The following is a 20362-nucleotide window of genomic DNA, read 5'->3' on the forward strand; positions in this document are numbered from 1 at the left end:
TCCCTGATAGCTCAGTTGGTAGAGCACTCGACTGTTAATCGAGTTGTCACAGGTTCGAGTCCTGTTCGGGGAGCCATATGCTTCCATAGCTCAGTAGGTAGAGTGCATCCATGGTAAGGATGAGGTCACCGGTTCGATCCCGGTTGGAAGCTCCATTTCGGCCCGTTGGTCAAGGGGTTAAGACACCTCCCTTTCACGGAGGTAACAGGGGTTCGAATCCCCTACGGGTCATTGTTCTGCTGGAGGCTTAGCTCAGCTGGGAGAGCATCTGCCTTACAAGCAGAGGGTCGGCGGTTCGATCCCGTCAGCCTCCACCATGCCGCTGTAGCTCAATTGGTAGAGCAACTGACTTGTAATCAGTAGGTTGGGGGTTCAAGTCCTCTCGGCGGCACCAGTAACAACACTTTATTGGGGATTAGCCAAGCGGTAAGGCAACGGACTTTGACTCCGTCATGCCTAGGTTCGAATCCTAGATCCCCAGCCATGCATGAGCCATTAGCTCAGTTGGTAGAGCACCTGACTTTTAATCAGGGTGTCGTAGGTTCGAGTCCTACATGGCTCACTTTCTTCACAACTGCAGGGAGTATGCTTTGAATCATTGCAGTATAGGCGCGTATGGCGGAATTGGCAGACGCACCAGACTTAGGATCTGGCGGGAGACCGTGGGGGTTCAAGTCCCTCTACGCGCACCATAATTGCGGAAGTGGCTCAGGGGTAGAGCATCGCCTTGCCAAGGCGAGGGTCGCGGGTTCGAATCCCGTCTTCCGCTCCATAATTACAGTTTGTGCCCTTAGCTCAGCCGGATAGAGCGTTTGACTACGAATCAAAAGGTCGGGAGTTCGAATCTCTCAGGGCACGCCATTTTCACATAGTAGCTTAACATCTCGGGACGTAGCTCAGCTTGGTAGAGCACCTGGTTTGGGACCAGGGGGTCGCATGTTCAAATCGTGTCGTCCCGACCATCAATTTTTCTTCATATGCGGGTGTAGTTCAATGGTAGAACTCCAGCCTTCCAAGCTGGTAGCGTGGGTTCGATTCCCATCACCCGCTTATTGGTAAAAACCGTGCTAGAGCTTATCGCTTAAGCACGGTTTTTTATTGTATCCGTAACCTAATTTATCCTTGGAGCAAAGATCGGGCACCCAGCAGCCATTTCATTGAATCGTTCCACACTTCTCCGACGATGTAAGCGTTCGGGTCGGCGGTTTTTACAATGTTATGGAAGTCACGCCAAAAGTGGTGCGTAATCCCGCAGCAACACCAAAATGCTAAACAAGGCTTTCTGTAAGAAATAAGGAGTTCCGGGGGCGATATTCCACCAGATTTTGTTAACCGATACTTTTCGTTAAAATATTGCGACCGCTCTGTAGTTTTGTTATGATCTTTTATAATGCCGATCGGGTTATCTGTTTTTGACATTCAATGGTATGGGCTCGACAGCCGAAGGTTGATTACAAGCTACAAGCCGTAAGTTGCAAACGACGGGACTTCTAAATGGGAAGCATACGTCGTCGCTATATTTGCTTTTCCGATACAAGCCTCCCCCTTTATCATCTGGGTTGCTTCCCCGATTGATGTTCACATGGCTTCTAAACAATTAATTCCTATAAATTTACAATGGTTTTTTTCGCTTTACCGCATAAATGGACTACATGGTTGCTTAAGGTTGTGCTAAAATAGGGGTTATGATCTTGGCTTAGAGATGGAGGAGAACCATGTCGGATTCTGTCAGTTTGATCAACAAAAACACATCCAACAATTTGCTTCGCCGCGATGTTCGGTTTTTGGGGCATATTTTGGGTGAGGTGCTGGTTCATCAGGGCGGCAATACACTGTTTACCATCGTAGAGAAGATAAGAGAGATGAGTAAATCGTTGCGCGCCGAGTTTACACCGGAAATGTATGCGGAGTTTAAGGATACGATAGACGGTTTGGCTCCGGAGATTCGCCATCAGGTTATCCGTGCGTTTGCCGTTTATTTTCAATTGATCAACATCGCCGAGCAGAATCACCGGATTCGGCGCAAACGCGATTATGAACGTACATCAGGAGAAAACGTGCAGCCGGGTTCGATCGAGGACGTGGTCCGCAAGCTAAAAACGCTTGGTACGCCTGCGGAAGAGGTTCGGGATATGATCGAGGGCATCTCGCTGGAGCTCGTGATGACGGCTCATCCGACGGAAGCGACCCGCCGTGCGGTGCTTGATATTCATCAGCGGATTGCGGCTGATGTGATGGAGCTGGACAACCCGAGCTTGACGTTCCGTGAACGCGAGCAGTTGCGTGAGAAGCTTCTGGGCGAGGTCATTACCCTCTGGCAGACAGACGAGCTGCGCGACCGGAAGCCGACCGTCGGCGACGAGGTTAAAAATGGACTGTATTATTTTGATGAAACGTTGTTCGATGTGCTCCCTCAAGTGTATCAGGAGCTGGAACGATGTCTGCATAAGTACTACCCGGAGCAGTCTTGGCATGTACCGACGTTCCTGAAATTCGGATCGTGGATCGGGGGCGACCGCGACGGCAACCCTTCGGTGACCTCCAACGTGACGTGGGAAACGCTTAGCATGCACCGGGAGCTCGCGCTGCAGAAGTACGAGGAGCTGCTGACGGATTTGCTGAAGCATATGAGCTTTAGCAAAAATATCGTCGAAGTGACGCAGGAGCTGCTGGATTCGATCCAGCACGACCGGGATCTGGTCGAACTGCCATCCGACCAAGTATGGCCTAACGAAAAAGAGCCATATCGCATCAAAGTCCGGTATATGGTCGAGAAAATTCGCAATACGGCCAAACTAAACGTGCCGGAGGGCAAAAAATATAATACTCCTTTGCAATTCAAGGAAGATTTGCTGATTATCGAGCGCAGCTTGCGCAATCATTATGCCGATTACATCGCCGATGCCTATGTGCAAAAGATGATTCGTCAGGTGGAGCTGTTTGGTTTCCATCTGGCCTCGTTGGACGTCAGACAGCATAGTAAAGAGCACGAAGCCGCGATGACGGAGATTTTGGCTAAGATGAGCATTTGTTCCGATTACGGTATGCTTCCAGAGGAGCAAAAGATCAAGCTGTTGACCGATATTTTGAACGATCCGCGGCCGATTACTTCGCCTTATCTGCATTATTCCGAGTCTACGCAGGAATGCCTGGACGTGTACCGCGTCATCCAAAAGGCACAGCAGGAGTTCGGCAGAAGCTGTATCACAAGCTATCTAATCAGTATGACGCAAGGAGCCAGCGACCTGCTTGAGGTGCTTGTATTCGGAAAAGAAGCGGGCTTGTATTTGCACGAGCCGGACGGTTCCATCACCTGTACGCTGCAATCCGTCCCGCTCTTCGAGACGATTGACGACTTGCACGCGGCTCCGGAGATTATGACAACGCTGTTCCAAATTCCGGCTTACCGGAACAGCCTGAACAGCACGAATCATCTTCAGGAAATTATGCTCGGCTATTCCGACAGTAACAAAGACGGCGGCGTGATTACCGCCAACTGGGAGCTGCGGGTCGCGCTGCGCAGCATTACGGCGGCGGCGAAGCCGTTCGACGTGAAGCTGAAGTTTTTCCACGGCCGCGGAGGCGCGCTTGGCCGCGGAGGCATGCCGCTCAACCGGAGTATCTTGGCTCAACCGGCCGATACGGTAGGCGGCGGGATCAAAATCACAGAGCAAGGCGAAGTGCTTTCCTCCCGTTATTCCATGAAGGGGATTGCTTACCGAAGCTTGGAGCAAGCGACATCTGCGCTGATCAAAAGCGCGCTGTGGGCACGCAACCCGCAGGCCGACCCTTCCGAGCCGGGCTGGGAAACGATTATGCTCGACATTTCCGAGCAGGCTCAGCAGAAGTACCAGGATCTGATTTTCCGCGATCCGGACTTCCTGACCTTCTTCAAGCAGTCCACGCCGCTGCCGGAGATCGGGGAACTCAATATCGGCTCCCGTCCGTCCAAGCGGAAGAATAGCGACCGTTTCGAAGACCTCCGGGCCATCCCGTGGGTGTTTGCTTGGACGCAAAGCCGTTATTTGCTGCCCGCTTGGTATGCTTCGGGTTACGGGTTGTACAGCTTCTACCAAGGGAATCCGGAAAACCTACGCATCTTGCAGGAGATGTACAACAACTGGGCGTTCTTCCGTTCGCTCATTGACAACTTGCAGATGGCGCTCGCGAAGGCTGATCTGCTGATTGCGAAAGAATACGGCAGCATGATCGAGGATGGGACGATTGCCGAACGGATCATCCGTATGATCGAAGAAGAGTATGAACGGACGTCGGACCTGATTCTGAAAATTACGGGCCAGCAGGAAATTTTGGACAACGTCCCGGTCATTCAAGAATCGATCCGGCTTCGCAATCCGTACGTCGATCCGCTGAGCTATATGCAGGTTCAGCTTCTGTCGGAGCTTCGCCCGCTGCGCGAGCAAGGCGGCGACGATTCGCTTCTGCTCCGCGAAGTGCTTCTTACGATTAACGGAATTGCCGCTGGACTTCGCAATACAGGCTGATGCGTGTCAGCCTCCAAACCGAAAGCCGGGAGCTTGGCTTATGCCGAGCGGCCCGGTTTTTGTCATGTTTGGTTTCACAGGTATGCCGGACTTCTCCTTGTGCAACCTAAGAAGGGGACCGGCGGATGCGCCGATGCCAAGTGCCGTCTATCGTAAGATTTCATTATTATATCGCAGAATGGCAGATTTGCTAAAGTGTGGATACGGAGGGGGACCGGAGCACAATTTCTTTTGCAAGAGACTATACATGCGGTGCAGTCGTTTGGTATGCTTTTACTAGTAGACGGAACGGTGATCGAAGAAAGGTCAGGCGTTGTCCGGAAGAATCCGAATTTGACCGTTTGGTAAGCCAAGCGGGTCCAAGCTCGGAGGTTGGAGGTAGGTCGGTGAATCAAATGGACACCCGGCTCGCCAAGCTCGCCCGGAGCGGGGATCGAGCGGCTTTTGCTGAATTGGTGGAGCTGTATAAGGATAAAATTTTCCATCTCGCCTATCGTATGCTGCATAACCGTCATGAGGCGGAGGAGATCGTGCAGGAGACGTTTTTGCGGGTGTATACGAATTTGGACCGTTATGACGAGCAGCAGAAATTCTCGACATGGATATACCGGATCGGGACGAACCTGTCCATTGACCGGCTTCGCAAGCGGAAGATCAGCTATTCGCTGGATGCCGAGATGAGCGACGGGGAAGGAAGCGATTGGTATTCCGCCCTGCCAAGCCGTGAAGAAACACCGGACAATCAAGTGGTGTTGTCGGAGACGCAGGAGCAGATTCGCGAATCAATCAAGTCGCTGCCGGAGAAATACCGGGCGGTCGTGATTTTGCGTTATCTCCAGGACTTGTCGCTTCAGGAGATTAGCGATGTGCTGTCAATGCCGGTAACGACGATCAAAACCAGATTGCACCGGGGCAGGGAATTTTTGCGTAAAAAAATAGAGCAGGTTTTATAGTTGTTTTTTGAAACATCTCTCGGCGTCGAACGTATTGTATGACACAAATGATTTAATGGACAGAAGAAAGGAGTGGCTCAGGATGAATTGTGAGGAAGCCCTCCCTTTGCTGCATGAATATTTGGACGGGAGCTTGGAAGGAAGGGACGCGGTGGTGCTCAAAGAGCATTTGCTTGTTTGCCCGGATTGCCGCAAGCGCCTGCAGCAGTTTGAGAAAGTGGAAGCGCTGATTCATGCTTGGCCGCCGCAGAAGGTTCCTGAAGGCTTGACGGAGCGGATCATGCAGGCGCTGCCACCGGTCAAACGGCAAAATCCATGGTACCGGTGGATCCGTAAGCATCCAGCGGCCTCGGTGGCGGCGGTCTTTTTTCTTGTGATGCTCTCGACCTTCGTTTCCTCATGGAACGATGATCGCGAATTGCTCGTGAAGGGAAATGACCTGCAGTCGGTCGTTATTAAAGGGGATACGGTTTATGTGCCGGCAGGCAGCAAAGTGGCAGGAGATTTAACGGTAGAGAACGGAAAGCTGCAGGTGGACGGCGACATCTCGGGCAATATTACGGTGATTGACGGATCGGTTCAACTGGCCTCTACGGCGCATATTTCCGGGCATATTCAACATATTGACCAGGCCTTCAGCTGGCTTTGGTACAAAATGAATCAGTGGGCTGGTACTATTTCAGGAATGAAATAGGCCAAGAGACCCGATTTTTAAAATCCTCCCTTACGCGTTGTAGAAAGGGAGGGTTTTTTGTTGCAAATATGGTATGATCTAAGGAAGGGGAATACTACAGGGGAATTGATATGACGGAGGCAGGCTTGGGGGCAACGCGATGGATTGGATTACAGAAATTGACGTTAAAGATATTATCGATATATTGATTGTCAGCTATGTCATTTACAAATTGATTTTGGTGGTCCGGGGAACCCGCGCCATTCAATTGCTCAAAGGCATTTTTGTCGTTGTCGTGACCTGGGCGCTCAGCTCGTGGTTTAATCTGAATACACTGCAGTGGATGATGAATCAAATGTTCACCTTCGGGCTCGTCGGGGTCTTTATTATCTTCCAGCCGGAGCTGCGGAGGGCGCTGGAGCAGCTTGGACGCGGCAAGCTGTTCAGCCGGACGACTGTCGAGGAAGATACGGAAGTGAACCGCCGGATCAACGAGGTGCTAAAAGCTGTCAGCTATATGGCACGGCGCAAAATCGGAGCGCTGATCGTATTCGAGCGGGATACGGGACTTACCGACTATATCGAGTCGGGCATTCCGATCGAATCGCATATCAGCTCGGAGCTGCTGATTAACATCTTCGTGCCGAACACGCCGCTTCATGATGGAGCGGTTATTTTAAGGAAGCATCAGCTGATGGCGGCAGGCTGCTATTTGCCGCTGTCCGAAAATCCTTTTATCAGCAAGGAGCTCGGGACAAGGCACAGGGCGGCGATCGGCATGAGCGAGGTATCGGATGCGATGTGCGTCATTGTGTCCGAGGAGACGGGAGCCATCTCGCTCGCGATGAACGGCCATATTTTGCGAGATGTGAAAGAGGATGCCTTATTGGCCAAGCTGTTCGAGGAATTGAAGCCGATAGCGAAGACGAATGAAAAACGCTCCATTTGGAAATGGAGGCGACGGTAGATATGGATCAATGGCTGCGCAACACGAACGTCGTAAAGGTTATTGCGCTGATTATAGGAATCATGCTGTGGGCGGTGGTCCGTTCGGACAACGTTCCGATCGCGGGAACGACCAGCAAAGGTATTTTGGAGGAAAAAATCGGGAACGTCGCGGTGACGCCGAAGTATGATACGGACCAGTTTTATGTCGTGCAGATCGATCCTGCTCAGGTGACGTTAAGCCTAACGGGCAGGGATTCCGCCATGAAAAAGGTCATGAACTCGGGGGCCTATTCGGTGGAGCTGGATCTGACCAAGGTAGGTAAAGGGGAGTATCTGCTTCCGGTCACTCCGGTAGGCTTTCCGTCGAATGTGACTGTGAAGGCAACGCCGGCCAATGTCCGGGTCGTGATCGACGATAAGAAAAATAAATCGATGCCGGTTACCGTCAACGTGACGGGAATCCCCGCTGTCGGGCTGAAAGCCGGGCAGCCGGTCGCAAAGCCGAAGCAGGTCACCGTATCCGTCCCAAGCCGCATCTACGATCAGGTGGAATCGGTTCGCGCGGACGTAAATGTAGAGAAAGCGCAATCGGCGGTTTCCAGCAAGGTGAAACTGGTGGCCTATAACAAAGACGGCAAGCCGATTGAGACTGCTGTGATCAATCCGGCCGTGGTAGAGGTCGAAGTACCTATCACCAGCCCGTTCACGCTCGTACCGCTCCAGGTAAAGCTCGTGGGCGAACCGCCTCGGGGCTACGCTGTAGCTTCCGTCCGGCAGAGCACGGATAAAGTCACGGTATTCGGGCCGCAGAACGTGCTGGATCGGACGGAATTTTACGAAGGACCGCAGGTGGATCTGAGCGAGCTGAAAGAGAATAAGGAGTTCACTTTGCCTATTCCGCTGCGGAATAACGTTAAGCAGCTTGATCCGGATAAAGTGACGGTGACGGTCACGATCGTGCCGTCGGTAACGAAGACGCTGGAGGCGATCCCGTTGTCGATCATCGGGCAAAACGACGGTTTTGATACGAAAGTCGTGCTACCGGAGTCGGGGCAGCTGAACCTGACCGTCGAAGGCGCACAGGAGCTGATTGACAAGCTGAAGCCGCAGGATGTTCAGGGAATTCTCGATGTGAGCAATTTGCCGCCCGGCAAGCATGAGGTGCCGGTAACCTGGAACTTGCCGACGTTCGTGAAGAAAGGGCCGCAGCAGGATTTCAAAGCGACGGTAGAGATCGGCGCGAAGCCCGGCAAGCCGTCGGAAACGCCGCCTGCTACCCCTCCTGCCGCGCCCTAGGATGGGCAAGATTTGACCGTTTGAGACGAATCGGTGATAATGGGAAGTAGTTTTTCGACATAAGGCACTGCAAGGGGAGAGAGATTCGATGGGGAAATATTTTGGTACGGACGGTGTCCGCGGAGTTGCAAACCAAGGGTTAACCCCGGAGCTTGCGTACAAAATCGGCCGTTGCGGCGGCTATGTCTTGGCAGGTAAAGTGGAAAAGCCGAATGTCGTCATCGGCCGCGATACGCGGGTATCCGGTCCGATGCTGGAGGCGGCGCTTGTCGCAGGTCTGCTGTCTATCGGCGCCAATGTTATTCGGCTCGGCGTGCTGAGCACACCCGGCGTGGCTTATTTGACACGAGAGCTGAAGGCGGACGCCGGTGTTATGATTTCGGCCAGCCACAATCCGGTGGAGGATAACGGAATCAAGTTTTTTGGCGCGGACGGCTTCAAGCTGTCCGATGAGACGGAGCTCGAGATCGAGCGGCTGATGGATGCGGCAAACGACGAGCTGCCGCGGCCGACCGGCGGAGCTATCGGCAATGTAATCGACAATGAAGAAGCGAAATTCCAATATTTGAACTATATTCAGTCGACGGTAACCTCTTCTTTCAAGGGCTACCGTATCGCATTGGATTGCGCCAACGGCGCGGCTTACGAGTTGGCGCCTAAAGTGTTTGAAGCGCTCGGCGCGGAAGTGATTACGATGGGGGCGGAGCCAAACGGACGCAATATCAACGACCATTGCGGTTCGACTCATCCCGAAGATCTGCGGAAGCTGGTGGTTGAGAAGCAGGCGCATATCGGGCTTGCTTTCGACGGGGATGCGGACCGCCTGATTGCGATTGACGAGAACGGCGAAGAAGTGGATGGCGATTTCATCCTGAGCATCTGCGGTCATGCGATGAATCAGGCCGGCCAGCTGCGCGGCTCGACGATCGTGACGACCGTCATGAGCAATATCGGGTTCTTCAAAGGCATCGAAGCGGTAGGTCTAAAGGCGGCGAAGACCGCAGTAGGCGACCGTTACGTGATGGAAGAAATGCGCAAAGGCGGATACAATCTGGGCGGTGAACAGTCCGGCCATGTCATTTTCCTCGACCACATTACGACGGGGGACGGCATTCTGACGGCGCTTCAGCTTGTAGATACGCTGGTGAAAGCCGGAAAAAGCCTGAGCGAGATGAAGGGCATCATGCGCAAATATCCGCAAACGCTCGTGAATGTGCGTGTGGCAGATAAAAGCAAACTCAACAACAATCTTGCTGTCGAAGCCGTTATTCGTCAAGTCGAGGACGAACTGGGCGACAATGGCCGGGTATTGGTGCGTCCTTCCGGCACGGAGTCGCTGATCCGCGTCATGGCTGAAGGACCGGACAAAGACCGGGTCGAAGCTTATGTGCAGCAGATCGCTGATGTGATCCAGCGAGAGCTGGTGTAATCGGGTTAACGTGGGAGAAGGAACGTTGCACGGCTGCTCTCGGTGACGCGGAATCCAAGATCCCGGACGCCGGAAAGGCAGCCGGGATCTTCGTTTTACGATTGGCGGAAATGAAAGCCGATGAAAATAGAGGTTGCGCTTTCGGGCCAAAATGAATAAGATTGGTATAGAATCTTACTCTAAACAGAAAGGTGGGGCGGGGTTACTTAGCAAGACAAGCGCCAGGACTGGATGACTTATCCGGGGCTGCTTTGTTTTCTGCGCATTCGGTCACAGGGTCCATCGCCGCGGGAAGCGGCGGGTATGGACTCCACTATCTCTTAGACAACGCAGGAAGCGGGTATCTTAGGTTGGCATTCAGTTGACGAGGTGAAGGTGTTCGAATCATTCGGCGGGGACCTTCCGGCCATCGATCCAGCCGTATCGTCAAAACTGAAAACGTCCGGGCGACCGGACCGACAAAGCTTTTGACGGGATCATATGGAATTTTACTTTCTTTGACAATCAGGAGGTCCTGAACATATGTGCGGTATCGTCGGTTATGTGGGAAAACGAAATTCCCAAGATATATTGATTGACGGCTTGAAAAAACTGGAGTACCGCGGGTACGATTCGGCTGGCGTTGCCGTGTATACGACCGATGGTCTGCAGGTGAAGAAGTCGAAAGGCCGCTTGGCCGTATTGGAATCGAAGCTCGGCGAGAAGCCGCTTAGCGGCACGATCGGGATCGGCCATACGCGCTGGGCGACGCACGGTAAACCGTCGGATGAGAATTCGCATCCGCATACGGATAATTCGTTTAAATTTTCCGTCGTACACAACGGCATTATTGAGAATTACCTTGCGCTCAAGGAAGAATTGATCGCGCAAGGCCATGTATTCGTTTCGGAGACGGATACGGAAGTTATTTCCCACTTAATCGCAAGCTTGTACGAAGGCGATATCGTGAAAGCGGTACAGAAGGCGGTTTCGCGCATGAAGGGCGCATTCGCGCTGGGCGTATTGACCGAATACGAGCCGGATAAGCTCGTTGCGGTTCGGTTGTCCAGCCCGCTTATTATCGGTGTCGGTGAAGGCGAAAACTTCATCGGCTCGGACATTCCGGCGATTCTCGAATATACGCGAAACGTGTATATTTTGAACGACGGCGAGATGGCCGCTTTGACGCGTGACGGTGTCGAATTAATGACATTGGAGGGGAATTTTATTTCCCGGGAATTATTCCATGTCGATTGGGATATCGTGACGGCGGAAAAAGCCGGTTTCGATCATTTCATGTTGAAAGAAATCTATGAGCAGCCGAAGGCTTATCGTGATACGATGGGCGCCCGCTTGGATGCAAGCGGCGAAAAGGTCGTGCTGAGCGAAATAGGCATGACGCCGGAGCAGATCCGCGCCATTCGACAAGTCCATATCGTGGCTTGCGGTACGGCTTATCATGCGGGTCTTGTCGGAAAATCGGTGATTGAGAAGCTGGCACGGATTCCGGTAGAAACCGATGTCGCTTCGGAATACCGCTACCGCGCTCCGATTATTACACCGGAGACGCTTGTTATCGTCGTGAGCCAATCCGGCGAGACGGCAGATACGCTCGCTGCACTCCGTGAAGCAAAACGCAGCGGCGCGCGGGTGTTAGCTATTACGAACGTGGTCGGCAGTTCCGTTGCCCGGGAAGCGGACGATGTGATCATTACATGGGCCGGTCCCGAGATTGCCGTAGCCTCCACAAAGGCGTATACTTCGCAATTGATTGCCTTTTACCTGCTTGGGCTTTACTTGGCCCAGACGCTTGGCACGGTGGACGAGGCTTATATTGCCGAGGTTGTCGCAGGCTTGCAGCAACTGCCGGAAAAGGTCGAAAGCATTTTGGCTCAAGCCGATACGATCAAGGCGATTGCCGATGAAGTGTCGACGCACGACAATCTGTTCTTCATTGGCCGCGGATTGGATTATGCTGTGGCTCTGGAAGGCTCCTTGAAACTGAAGGAGATTTCTTACATCCACTCCGAGGCGTATGCGGCCGGTGAGCTCAAGCATGGAACGTTGGCGCTGATCGAAGATGGCATCCCGGTGATTGCGCTGGCGACCCAGGATGAACTTTTCGAGAAAACGGTCAGCAATATCAAGGAAGTTAAAGCGCGTGGCGCGCATGTATTCGGCATTCATGCCGAAGGCGACGCCGAGCTTGCCAAGGTCGTCGACCGTACGTTCGCGATCCCGGCAACGCTGCCGCTGCTGACTCCAGCGCTGTCCGTTGTGCCGCTGCAGTTGCTCGCGTATTACGCGTCGCTGGCCCGCGGCAACGATGTCGACAAGCCGCGGAATTTGGCGAAGAGCGTGACGGTGGAGTAGGTTGGCTGGAGGTATAAAGGTTTTTGGAGTTCGGTATTAAAGTTGTGTCCTGAAATGTATTAAAGTTGTGTACTCAATAAAAAGTTGTGTACCTTTGGTATTAAAGTTGTGTGCTGAGCTATAAAGTTGTGTTCTACTCGGCATTAAGTTGTGTACTGAGTAAATAAAGAGCTTGCTGAAATAAACAGCACTATACTCAACTAGAAAAGTCCCGATGGATTAAAATCGGGACTTTTCTGTATTTAGGGGGCAAATGATGATTTCAACGATTGGGGAACGTATTCGTACAGTCAGAAAATCAAACCAACTCAGTCAAGTTGAGTTTGCTAACATGGTTGGTGTATCCCAAGGTACATTAAGTGAGTTGGAGCAAGATAAGTATAAACCTTCACTTGATACAATTATAGCTATGAAAGAATGGTTTAAAATTGATATCGACTGGTTAATCTTCGGTGATGATATTAAGGAAACAAAGAATATTTTTAATTTATCGATAGAATTACAGGAAATCAATCTATTATCAAATTTTCGTGAGCTTAATGAAAAAGATAAAGATGAAATAATACAGTTTATCAAATTAAAATTAACTCGTTATTAATATATTGAAACGATACATTAAATATTTTAATAACCTGAGTGACCCTAATGATTCATTACAATAAAGTGTTGTTCTTAAGATAATACTCCCGAACAGAAAAGGTCCCGATGATCACATAATACATCGGGACCTTTTTGCTATTTGATGGAGAGTGCGCAATGTGCGAGCTGCTAGGTAATCGTAGTCAAATCAAACGAAGACGAATCGAGCCCTAAAATGCAAGAAAAGCAACCGGTTTTAACCGATTGCTTCTCCGCTGGTTTTCATAAAAGAAGGTAAAGCGTCCCATTGGGTTTCATTGAGTTCATTATAACATGTGACTTATGTAATGACAAGCTGCGTCCACGGCTTTCGTAGCACTTTTTTATGTAAATAATCTGGTGTACTCCACTATAGCATTGGATTGATCAGAACCGGATTTATAGAATAAGTTCTTCATTAATTCCCGCTTTTTTGCAAGTGGGTAGCGGGTGTTAGGATAAATCAAGTCCAGTTGCCGGAGATCGGTCTCGTTCCACAACCGATATTCTAGGACCGCATCCCGCCCCACATACCGAAAGTTAACGAATTTAGCAGGAACGTGCCGAACGACATTAAATGCAACCAGATCCTTTGGCATAGCCACACTGCATTGCGTCCGAACTATATTTTCGAGAGATTCCTCCCCACCGTAATACACCGCGATGCCTTGCTTTATCCGTTCTTCTACATCGCGGCCCATAAGGTCCGTGGCGCCCTTCAAGTTGCCGTACTTATTTGTAATCCGCAACCGGGAAATTTGCAGCATCTTGTCTACGTTCAGCGTAGTTAAATTGGGAGGAAGTCCCGGAATAGAGCCAATATTGAATACGCTGGGATACTCGTACTTCGTCTTGCTCGTTGTCGGAATGACGGTAATGACTTCGAACAAAGGATTGGCATTCCAAATTACTGCGTAATGGTCACCTGTATACTCGAAACCGACCCCCGCTAAATGACAATGAATCACATCCAGGGGTTTCACTTCTGTAAGAAATTGCTTTGGAGGAGTCCAAGTTGTGGTGCTGCTCCCTATACGAGCCGTAACAGCAGGTGGGGGAGTTCCAAAATTCATGAACCGGTTCCCGTTCGCAAATGTATTATTTTGGGCCGCAGCCATGATCTCTAAACGCCGAAGGAGCTCTTGCCGGTCAGCGGTCGACATCCCTGAGATTTTTTGGAATAACCCATCCAGCTCCCGAAGGATACCCGCAACGTTTTGGCTGTTGGCACTGGTCAAGTCCCGATATACCTGTTGAAGCTGAGCGATTACAGCCGGATCAATGGCATGAAGGTTCGTAATCGTCCCAAGCATTTTGATAAGATCCACGTTTTCCTCTCCTTATTAACCTATCATAAAATGACAGCATTAGAGTTTATTATACACGTTCTGACTACCTAAAGATATGAAGAAAAACTGCCTTTTCTCGCCCTTTAGGATTAATGGTCGTCCCGGAACCGGAAGTAAAAGACCTGGTACGGCAGCAGCCAGATTAGTTCTCTATAGCTTGACTGTTAGCTTTTTCGACAGTGTTGATGAACTGTTCCTCCTCATCCATCATCTGGTCATTTCTCCTGTTCTGATAGTATTAAAATATTCTGGTATAGATTGTTAATAAGGGAGAGGGAGTTCTTCGGGCTCCCTTATTAAATTGATCTAATCTAATAGATGTTAAAGTCTTTTTCTACAAGGAAATCAACTGATTGGATAAAACATAACACACGAAGAGTTGGTCTCCTCAATTTCATAGAAGTATTTTTACACCTAAGGTTTCAACCCAAGTATGGAGGCTTCGATAATCAACGAAAGGTTAGCGGAAACTAATGGGAGGAAAAAGCTGGATTTTGTCGAATCATTAACCTCATATACTATTACGTGAATGAGGGGGAGATATTCATGATCGATAAAGTCATCCGTATCTTTAACATAATCAATGCCATTCAAGCAAATCCTGGGATATCCGCAGCCGAACTTGCTCTTAAATGCGATGTTAATATCCGAACGATTTATAGGGACATTGATATTCTTACCCTCATCGCACCTGTCACCAATGAAGGCAGGGGTACTGGATACCGGTTTATGGGCAAGTTTTTCTTGTATCCACTCAATTTTACTGAGCAGGAAGCGTTAGTATTTTCATTGTTACCATCTGTGTTAGATCTTGATAAGCTGCCGCCGGGTTTCGAGACAGCATATGATAAAGTCATGACAACGCATCGCAAGGAAAAATCACAACAAAACAATATCATTGGGGACATTGCTAGTATTATTCAAATGGGATCGCCCGCTTACCGAAAGGAAAGTCCGAATTTCTTGCAGCCGATCATTCAAGCTATTCTAGGGCAAAAAACGATTGATACCGTATATCATACTCAATATCGTAATGAAACTACTGAACGTCAGATCGACCCTTACTATCTGGTCCCACGTGATCAGCGATTCTATTTAATTGGATACTGTCACTTGAAACAGGAAATACGTACGTTCCGTATAAGTCGATTTTTAAAGGTTAATCTTACAAGCCTTTCATTTGATAAAGGAGATTTCAACATTAAGAAGCATTTGAAAAATACTTGGTCGATTGAACAGGGTGATAAGAATATTACCTTCAAAGTTCGTTTTAATGCTGAGGTAGCTCGCTATATTAAAGAAGAAGAGTTATTTGTCCATCCACGAATGAAGGATCAGAAGGATGGAAGCATGATTTTTGAAGTGATTGTAAATAACGAGAAAGAGTTTATTCGATGGATATTGCAGTATGGCCCCGCGGCGGAAATATTAGAGCCTAAGTCCGTACGTGAATCCTTAAAGAGTCAGATGGCAGAGTGGCTAGCAATGTATGCGAGATAACGGAAAAATTAATTGAGGGCATGAGATCATTTGTTGATTTCATGCTTTTTATTATTACAAAACACAAGCGAACAAACATTCGAGACAACCACTTGTCGTTTCAGAAGTGCATAATGAAGTCATAAGACGTCGGGTATGTGCGTGAAACAAAAACGAGGAGGGGCTAGGAAATGAAGATCATCTTAACCAAGCATGCTTTCGAACGTTATTGCGAAAGAGGTCGTCCTCAAGATCTAGATTACTACGGGTTTCAAGAACTCCTTCGCAAGGAAGCTGATAATAAGATATGTTTTCTGGAATGGCAGGGCCGACCTGCAATTTATATTCATCAAGCGTACTGGCGGTATGAATATAATGCGCTCAAACAAGAAGTTACCCTTATTACATGTCTAGGTATTCTTGAAATGATTGACTTAAGCAAATGGTCGAGAAAAAATACTTCAATCAATAATCGGTACATAAGGAAATTTGCAAATTAATCAAGAGCACAACCACATACAAAGCTGGCTAAGAAGGAACTGGGAGTGTTTTCCCGAAATATACAAGAGAGGGAAGGAGTGGGCCTAATGAACCATAACTGGCTTTCGGATTTGTATGAAATCTGTAATAACGATCCATTTCGGAAGAAAATTCTCTTAGCCAACCGTTTTAATCAAGCTGAACAATGGCTGTCTAGAATAACAAGAGATTACGGCCCATTGCTTGGAGTAGAAACGGAAACTGTAAGATCACTTGTTGTTAAACGGACAAGATTGGAGCTGAAGAAAAAAGGAATCCGACTGTTGAATAGCAGCCAGACGTTTTGGATCGTACAAAATCTTATGATTGATCTAGCTAATCGGCTCGATAATTACATACCAAGCGAAATGGTGACACCAGGTATTGTACATAGCTTTCATAACGCATTAGAAGAACTCCGGTTTGCGGACATTCGCGCATCGGAGCTTTCCGTTTCTCTTTTTGATAACCTTAATAAAGGGCTTTATATAATTGAACTGCTCACTTTGTATGAACAGTGGTTGGAGCAGAACTGTTACACTGATTTCACTGGACTGCTTGGATTCTTATCGGATAACGTTGATGAAACCCATAACGAGCTCTTCATCATACGGGATGTTGAGCGGCTCTATCCGGTGGAGTTAAAAATGTTGAAACGAATTGCCGGAAGTGGGCTTGTCAACTTGAAGCAGCGAGCCTTTTTCCCAGCATCCCTCGAAAACTCAAATAATCTTAATGTTCATTTTTACCGAGCAACGGGAATATTTGCAGAGGTTCGGGAAACTTTCCGTCGAGTCTGCCGACAGAAAATTCCTTTCGATCAAACGGAGATCATTGTTTCTAATTATGAAGCCTATAGTACAGCTATTTATACGTTAAGCCAAGCACTAGGCATTCCCTGCACATTTTCAAAAGGGTTGCCTGTCTCCTGTACGAAGGCTGGGAAGGCTGCGATGGTGTATCTCGAATGGTTGGAATCCAACTATGACGTTGAATGTTTGCTGAAGGCTCTCAGACATGGTTATATATCATTCAGTCACTTTGGCGATTCCGTGACAACGGCTGAACTTATTCGTACTTTGGAGCAAAGTGGGATTGGTTGGGGAAGGCATCGTTTTTCAATGCTTGAAGCTGCAGCTACTACTGAGGAAACGGGAAATCATGTCGAAGCGATTCGACAATTAGAACGGGTATTTAAAGGATTGTTCCAAACATTAACGGATTCAAGTCAGGATACGTGGACACCGTTTACCGTTATACGCGCATTGCTTGATTTTCTCGAAAAGTGCACTATTCCATCCGGTGAGGCAGACATGATGGTTATCGCTGAAATCAATGATCAAGTGAATCAACTGGAAGCAATCTCTCCTCGGGCGTTTACTAACGAAAGTGCCGTGCGTTATGTTAACGACTTGATTGCGGATATTCGTATCCTTTGTGAGGGCCCGGTATATGGGAAGCTGTTTATTTCATCGCTTCAGGATGGTGGTGAGTCTGGCAGGATTCAGACATACATATTGGGAATGAGCAATGAAGCGTGGTCCGTACAAACACGGCAAGATCCCGTCTTGTTGGATGAGGAACGTCGCTGTTTGGGTGGTATGCCGATATCCACTCATCTGGCTGAGCATGCTGTTATTGAACGCGCCGCGCGACTGGGGATGCTGACAGGAACAGTTACGCTAAGCTTCACAAGTTATGATCCGGCAGAACAGAAGGAAACGATTCCAGCTTTCGAGCTTTTGCAGGCCGCAAGGATCGTAACAGGCAGTCCCCATATGGATTTGACAGGACTTGAGCATTTTCTTGGAAAACCGATAGGCTATATGGCGAACAACTCGGAAGGAGAGCATCTATTAGATGGAACGGATCGCTGGCTTGATCGGTTGACTGTTGGGGAAATAGTGAAGAATGGGCTTCATGCATTGCAACAAGCTTTTCATTTTGCGGCTGATTTGGATCGAGCAGAAGCGAGAATTGGAGCGGCGCTCTTGTCCGAATATGAGGGGATGCTGCAGACGGATGTCTTCGCAGTCCGATATCTGAACAACCCGGAGATGTACCTTAGTGTAACACAGCTCGAAAGATATGGGGAATGTCCAAAGAGGTTTTTCTTCTCCTCGGTTCTGAAGGTCCAGGAGAAAGATACTGCCATATTCGACAGGACCCGTTGGTTGGATGCTGCAGGTAGGGGAAGTTTGCTTCACCGCATCTTTTACCTTTACCTCAAAGAGATTTCTCAAGAATCAGCAACAAGCGATACCCTTATACATAACCAACAAAGACTCTTGGGAATTACTGAGCAGACAATAAACGAGTATGAAACGATGGTGCCGCCGCCAAGCCCTCATATCTTTTCAAAGGAATGCGAGTCTATCCGACGTGATGTTGCAATTTTTTATCAAATGGAGCAGAAGCGTAAAGGGCGACCACGTTTTTTTGAACTCGAACTGACTATCGACGGAGAACCGATGGATGTCATTTTAGACAATGGTATTGTGATAAGAATGAAGGGGTTTGTGGACAGAGTGGATGTAATCGGGCCACACATGTACAAGATTTATGATTATAAGACAGGTAGTCCGGCGAAGTATGACGAGGATGAGTATTTTTCGCAAGGTACTCAGCTCCAACATGCACTCTATGCCGTTGCGGTTGAACAGTGGCTGCAGCGTATGGGAGTCGACACCGAGGCACGAGTGGTAGAATCATCCTATTATTTTCCAACAGAACGAGGGAAAGGGGAAGAGGTGTCTCGAATTCAAAACCGGAGAGCTGAGCTTTCTGAGTTGGTAAGCCATCTGCTTGCTTCAATGGAGTCTGGATCGTTTCCGGCGACAATAGAATCTAAGCGGTGCACATACTGTGATTACCGAGTGGTTTGTGGAGACGAATCGGAGCGAACGAAGGAAAAATGGGATTTAGCTGAAAATAACGCGCTGCTTCAACATTTGAAGGAGGTTGAGCGCTTTGCATGACGATCGGACGGCAAGAGAGAGTATTGCAAGGATCCTCGACCAGATATTTTTGGTGGAAGCGGGAGCGGGATCAGGAAAGACGACATCGCTCGTCGGCAGAATGATCGCTTTACTCGAATCAGGTAGAGTGACTGTAGAACAAATCGCAGCGATTACATTCACGCGGAAAGCAGCGGACGAGCTGAAAAGTAGGTTTCGACTAGAGTTGGAACAGAGGATTCGTAACGCGGCGGAACCTCAAAGCGGTTTGCTACGGCAGGCACTTAAAGAGATTGATCGGAGTTTTATGGGAACGATCCATTCCTTTTGCGGCAGACTGCTTAGGGAGAGACCGATTGAAGCTAAGCTTGATCCCACATTCCGTGAGCTTGAAGAAGAAGAAGCGGCAATGTTGCGTGATCAATGCTGGGACGAATACCTGATAAACTTGATTGACAATGGGCAGGAAGAGACAATAGCTGCGCTGGGAGAGCTTCAAGTAAATGTTGAGGATCTGCGACAAGTCTATCTTAGAGTATGCGACTACACGGATGTTCAGATTGATACGGTTCCCTCCCCTCGACCAGATTTTGATTTGATCCGATTATCGCTACCGCCAATGATGGATGAAGCGAGCAACTTTATTCCAACGGTTAAACCGGAACGTGGTTGGGATGCGTTGCAGTCGCTCATCCGTGACGGAAGACGGATGGCTGCCATGCACAGGTTGCATGACGATATGCGCGTGGTTCAGCTTGCCCAGTCGTTCGAACGGAATATCGATGCAACGCTAAATAGGTGGACGGATAGCGCGAAGGCTAAAGAGTTCAAGGTCATGTTCCAAGAATGGCAAAGTCGCGTTCTGGTACCATTTCTTCGTGCTTGGCGTGAGTATCTTTATCCGCAGTTGGTGGATTTCGTTCGGCCAGCCGTTGAGTACGGTACACGCAGGCGCAGGGAGCTTGGACTGCTAGACTTTCAGGATTTATTGATAAGAGCGACTGCGCTGCTCAGGGAGCATGCTGAAGTGCGGCGATTTTTTGCCGGGAGGTATGCCAGCTTGTTCGTAGATGAGTTCCAGGATACCGATCCTATTCAGGCAGAGCTCATGTTTCTGCTCACGGGGGATGATTCGAATGAATCGGATTGGCGGCGGATCACTCCGAGACCAGGTTCGCTGTTCGTCGTAGGTGACCCCAAGCAGTCCATTGTGCGCCCATAAGGCGCATCAGTTTTCCCCGTTAAGCCGGGGGGCTTCAAGGGTATCGAAGCCATGTCACCCAA

At 49.2% G+C, this 20362-nt stretch carries 13 protein-coding genes and 12 tRNA genes; 24 read left to right on the forward strand and 1 reads right to left on the reverse strand.

The window, feature by feature from the left end; all coding sequences use genetic code 11:
* From NLX71_RS24370 to NLX71_RS24465, 20 genes are all read left to right on the forward strand, one after another.
* A tRNA-Asn gene (locus NLX71_RS24370) sits at nt 1-76 on the forward strand.
* A 3-nt stretch (nt 77-79) separates the two neighbouring features.
* Nucleotides 80-155 (forward strand) — tRNA-Thr (locus tag NLX71_RS24375).
* Between the two features lie 4 nt (nt 156-159).
* Nucleotides 160-231, forward strand: a tRNA-Glu gene (locus tag NLX71_RS24380).
* Nucleotides 232-241: 10 nt separating this feature from the next.
* Nucleotides 242-317: transfer RNA gene (locus NLX71_RS24385), tRNA-Val, on the forward strand.
* A 1-nt stretch (nt 318) separates the two neighbouring features.
* Nucleotides 319-394 (forward strand) — tRNA-Thr (locus tag NLX71_RS24390).
* Between the two features lie 15 nt (nt 395-409).
* A tRNA-Gln gene (locus tag NLX71_RS24395) sits at nt 410-484 on the forward strand.
* Between the two features lie 5 nt (nt 485-489).
* Nucleotides 490-562: transfer RNA gene (locus NLX71_RS24400), tRNA-Lys, on the forward strand.
* A 47-nt stretch (nt 563-609) separates the two neighbouring features.
* Nucleotides 610-692: transfer RNA gene (locus NLX71_RS24405), tRNA-Leu, on the forward strand.
* Nucleotides 693-697: 5 nt separating this feature from the next.
* Nucleotides 698-772 (forward strand) — tRNA-Gly (locus NLX71_RS24410).
* Between the two features lie 12 nt (nt 773-784).
* Nucleotides 785-861 (forward strand) — tRNA-Arg (locus NLX71_RS24415).
* A gap of 24 nt (nt 862-885) precedes the next feature.
* Nucleotides 886-962 (forward strand) — tRNA-Pro (locus tag NLX71_RS24420).
* A 17-nt stretch (nt 963-979) separates the two neighbouring features.
* Nucleotides 980-1050: transfer RNA gene (locus NLX71_RS24425), tRNA-Gly, on the forward strand.
* A 665-nt stretch (nt 1051-1715) separates the two neighbouring features.
* A complete protein-coding gene (ppc, locus tag NLX71_RS24430; RefSeq protein WP_254366384.1) occupies nt 1716-4505 on the forward strand; it encodes a phosphoenolpyruvate carboxylase in 2790 nt (929 codons plus the stop codon).
* Nucleotides 4506-4891: 386 nt separating this feature from the next.
* A complete protein-coding gene (gene sigW, locus NLX71_RS24435; protein WP_254366385.1) occupies nt 4892-5458 on the forward strand; it encodes an RNA polymerase sigma factor SigW in 567 nt (188 codons plus the stop codon).
* Nucleotides 5459-5540: 82 nt separating this feature from the next.
* Nucleotides 5541-6152 (forward strand): zf-HC2 domain-containing protein, encoded by a 612-nt coding sequence (locus NLX71_RS24440; protein WP_254366386.1) that lies wholly within the window; start codon nt 5541-5543, stop codon nt 6150-6152.
* Nucleotides 6153-6291: 139 nt separating this feature from the next.
* Nucleotides 6292-7098, forward strand: coding sequence for a diadenylate cyclase CdaA (gene cdaA / locus NLX71_RS24445; protein WP_254366387.1), 807 nt, complete (start codon nt 6292-6294; stop codon nt 7096-7098).
* Nucleotides 7099-7100: 2 nt separating this feature from the next.
* On the forward strand, nt 7101-8375 hold the full coding sequence (locus NLX71_RS24450) for a CdaR family protein (protein ID WP_254366388.1): 1275 nt from the start codon (nt 7101-7103) through the stop codon (nt 8373-8375).
* An 88-nt stretch (nt 8376-8463) separates the two neighbouring features.
* Entirely contained in the window at nt 8464-9804 is a 1341-nt protein-coding gene (gene glmM / locus NLX71_RS24455; RefSeq protein ID WP_254366389.1) for a phosphoglucosamine mutase, read from the forward strand.
* A 522-nt stretch (nt 9805-10326) separates the two neighbouring features.
* Complete coding sequence (gene glmS, locus NLX71_RS24460) at nt 10327-12156, forward strand: glutamine--fructose-6-phosphate transaminase (isomerizing) (RefSeq protein WP_254366390.1); 1830 nt, start codon at nt 10327-10329, stop codon at nt 12154-12156.
* Between the two features lie 256 nt (nt 12157-12412).
* Nucleotides 12413-12754 (forward strand): helix-turn-helix domain-containing protein, encoded by a 342-nt coding sequence (locus NLX71_RS24465; RefSeq protein ID WP_254366391.1) that lies wholly within the window; start codon nt 12413-12415, stop codon nt 12752-12754.
* 364 nt (nt 12755-13118) lie between these two features.
* Here the strand turns inward: NLX71_RS24465 and NLX71_RS24470 are convergent, their stop codons facing one another.
* Nucleotides 13119-14102: a type II toxin-antitoxin system PemK/MazF family toxin gene (locus tag NLX71_RS24470; protein ID WP_254366392.1), complete on the reverse strand. Its 984-nt coding sequence runs from the start codon at nt 14100-14102 to the stop codon at nt 13119-13121.
* Between the two features lie 567 nt (nt 14103-14669).
* Here NLX71_RS24470 and NLX71_RS24475 point away from each other — a divergent pair.
* The 4 genes from NLX71_RS24475 (at nt 14670) to NLX71_RS24490 (ending at nt 20300) form a co-directional block, all read left to right on the forward strand.
* Nucleotides 14670-15623 carry a helix-turn-helix transcriptional regulator gene (locus NLX71_RS24475; RefSeq protein WP_254366393.1) on the forward strand — a complete coding sequence of 318 codons (954 nt, stop codon included), beginning with the start codon at nt 14670-14672 and terminating at the stop codon, nt 15621-15623.
* A 170-nt stretch (nt 15624-15793) separates the two neighbouring features.
* Nucleotides 15794-16102 carry a hypothetical protein gene (locus NLX71_RS24480; protein WP_254366394.1) on the forward strand — a complete coding sequence of 103 codons (309 nt, stop codon included), beginning with the start codon at nt 15794-15796 and terminating at the stop codon, nt 16100-16102.
* 87 nt (nt 16103-16189) lie between these two features.
* Nucleotides 16190-19099, forward strand: a complete 2910-nt coding sequence (locus tag NLX71_RS24485) for a PD-(D/E)XK nuclease family protein (RefSeq protein WP_254366395.1) — start codon at nt 16190-16192, stop codon at nt 19097-19099.
* Nucleotides 19092-20300 carry a UvrD-helicase domain-containing protein gene (locus NLX71_RS24490; protein WP_254366396.1) on the forward strand — a complete coding sequence of 403 codons (1209 nt, stop codon included), beginning with the start codon at nt 19092-19094 and terminating at the stop codon, nt 20298-20300. Before NLX71_RS24485 ends, NLX71_RS24490 begins: the two co-directional genes overlap by 8 nt.
* The last annotated feature ends 62 nt before the right edge of the window (nt 20301-20362 follow it).

It is taken from the genome of Paenibacillus sp. MZ04-78.2 (genome assembly GCF_024213375.1).
Classification (GTDB): domain Bacteria; phylum Bacillota; class Bacilli; order Paenibacillales; family NBRC-103111; genus Paenibacillus_G.

Coding starts and splice junctions, on each gene's coding strand:
- glmM (WP_254366389.1), top strand. CDS start 8,464: ATGGGGAAATATTTTGGTACGGACGGTGTCCGCGGAGTTGCAAACCAA.
- ppc (WP_254366384.1), top strand. CDS start 1,716: ATGTCGGATTCTGTCAGTTTGATCAACAAAAACACATCCAACAATTTG.
- NLX71_RS24485 (WP_254366395.1), top strand. CDS start 16,190: ATGAACCATAACTGGCTTTCGGATTTGTATGAAATCTGTAATAACGAT.
- NLX71_RS24475 (WP_254366393.1), top strand. CDS start 14,670: ATGATCGATAAAGTCATCCGTATCTTTAACATAATCAATGCCATTCAA.
- NLX71_RS24440 (WP_254366386.1), top strand. CDS start 5,541: ATGAATTGTGAGGAAGCCCTCCCTTTGCTGCATGAATATTTGGACGGG.
- glmS (WP_254366390.1), top strand. CDS start 10,327: ATGTGCGGTATCGTCGGTTATGTGGGAAAACGAAATTCCCAAGATATA.
- NLX71_RS24450 (WP_254366388.1), top strand. CDS start 7,101: ATGGATCAATGGCTGCGCAACACGAACGTCGTAAAGGTTATTGCGCTG.
- NLX71_RS24480 (WP_254366394.1), top strand. CDS start 15,794: ATGAAGATCATCTTAACCAAGCATGCTTTCGAACGTTATTGCGAAAGA.
- NLX71_RS24465 (WP_254366391.1), top strand. CDS start 12,413: ATGATTTCAACGATTGGGGAACGTATTCGTACAGTCAGAAAATCAAAC.
- cdaA (WP_254366387.1), top strand. CDS start 6,292: ATGGATTGGATTACAGAAATTGACGTTAAAGATATTATCGATATATTG.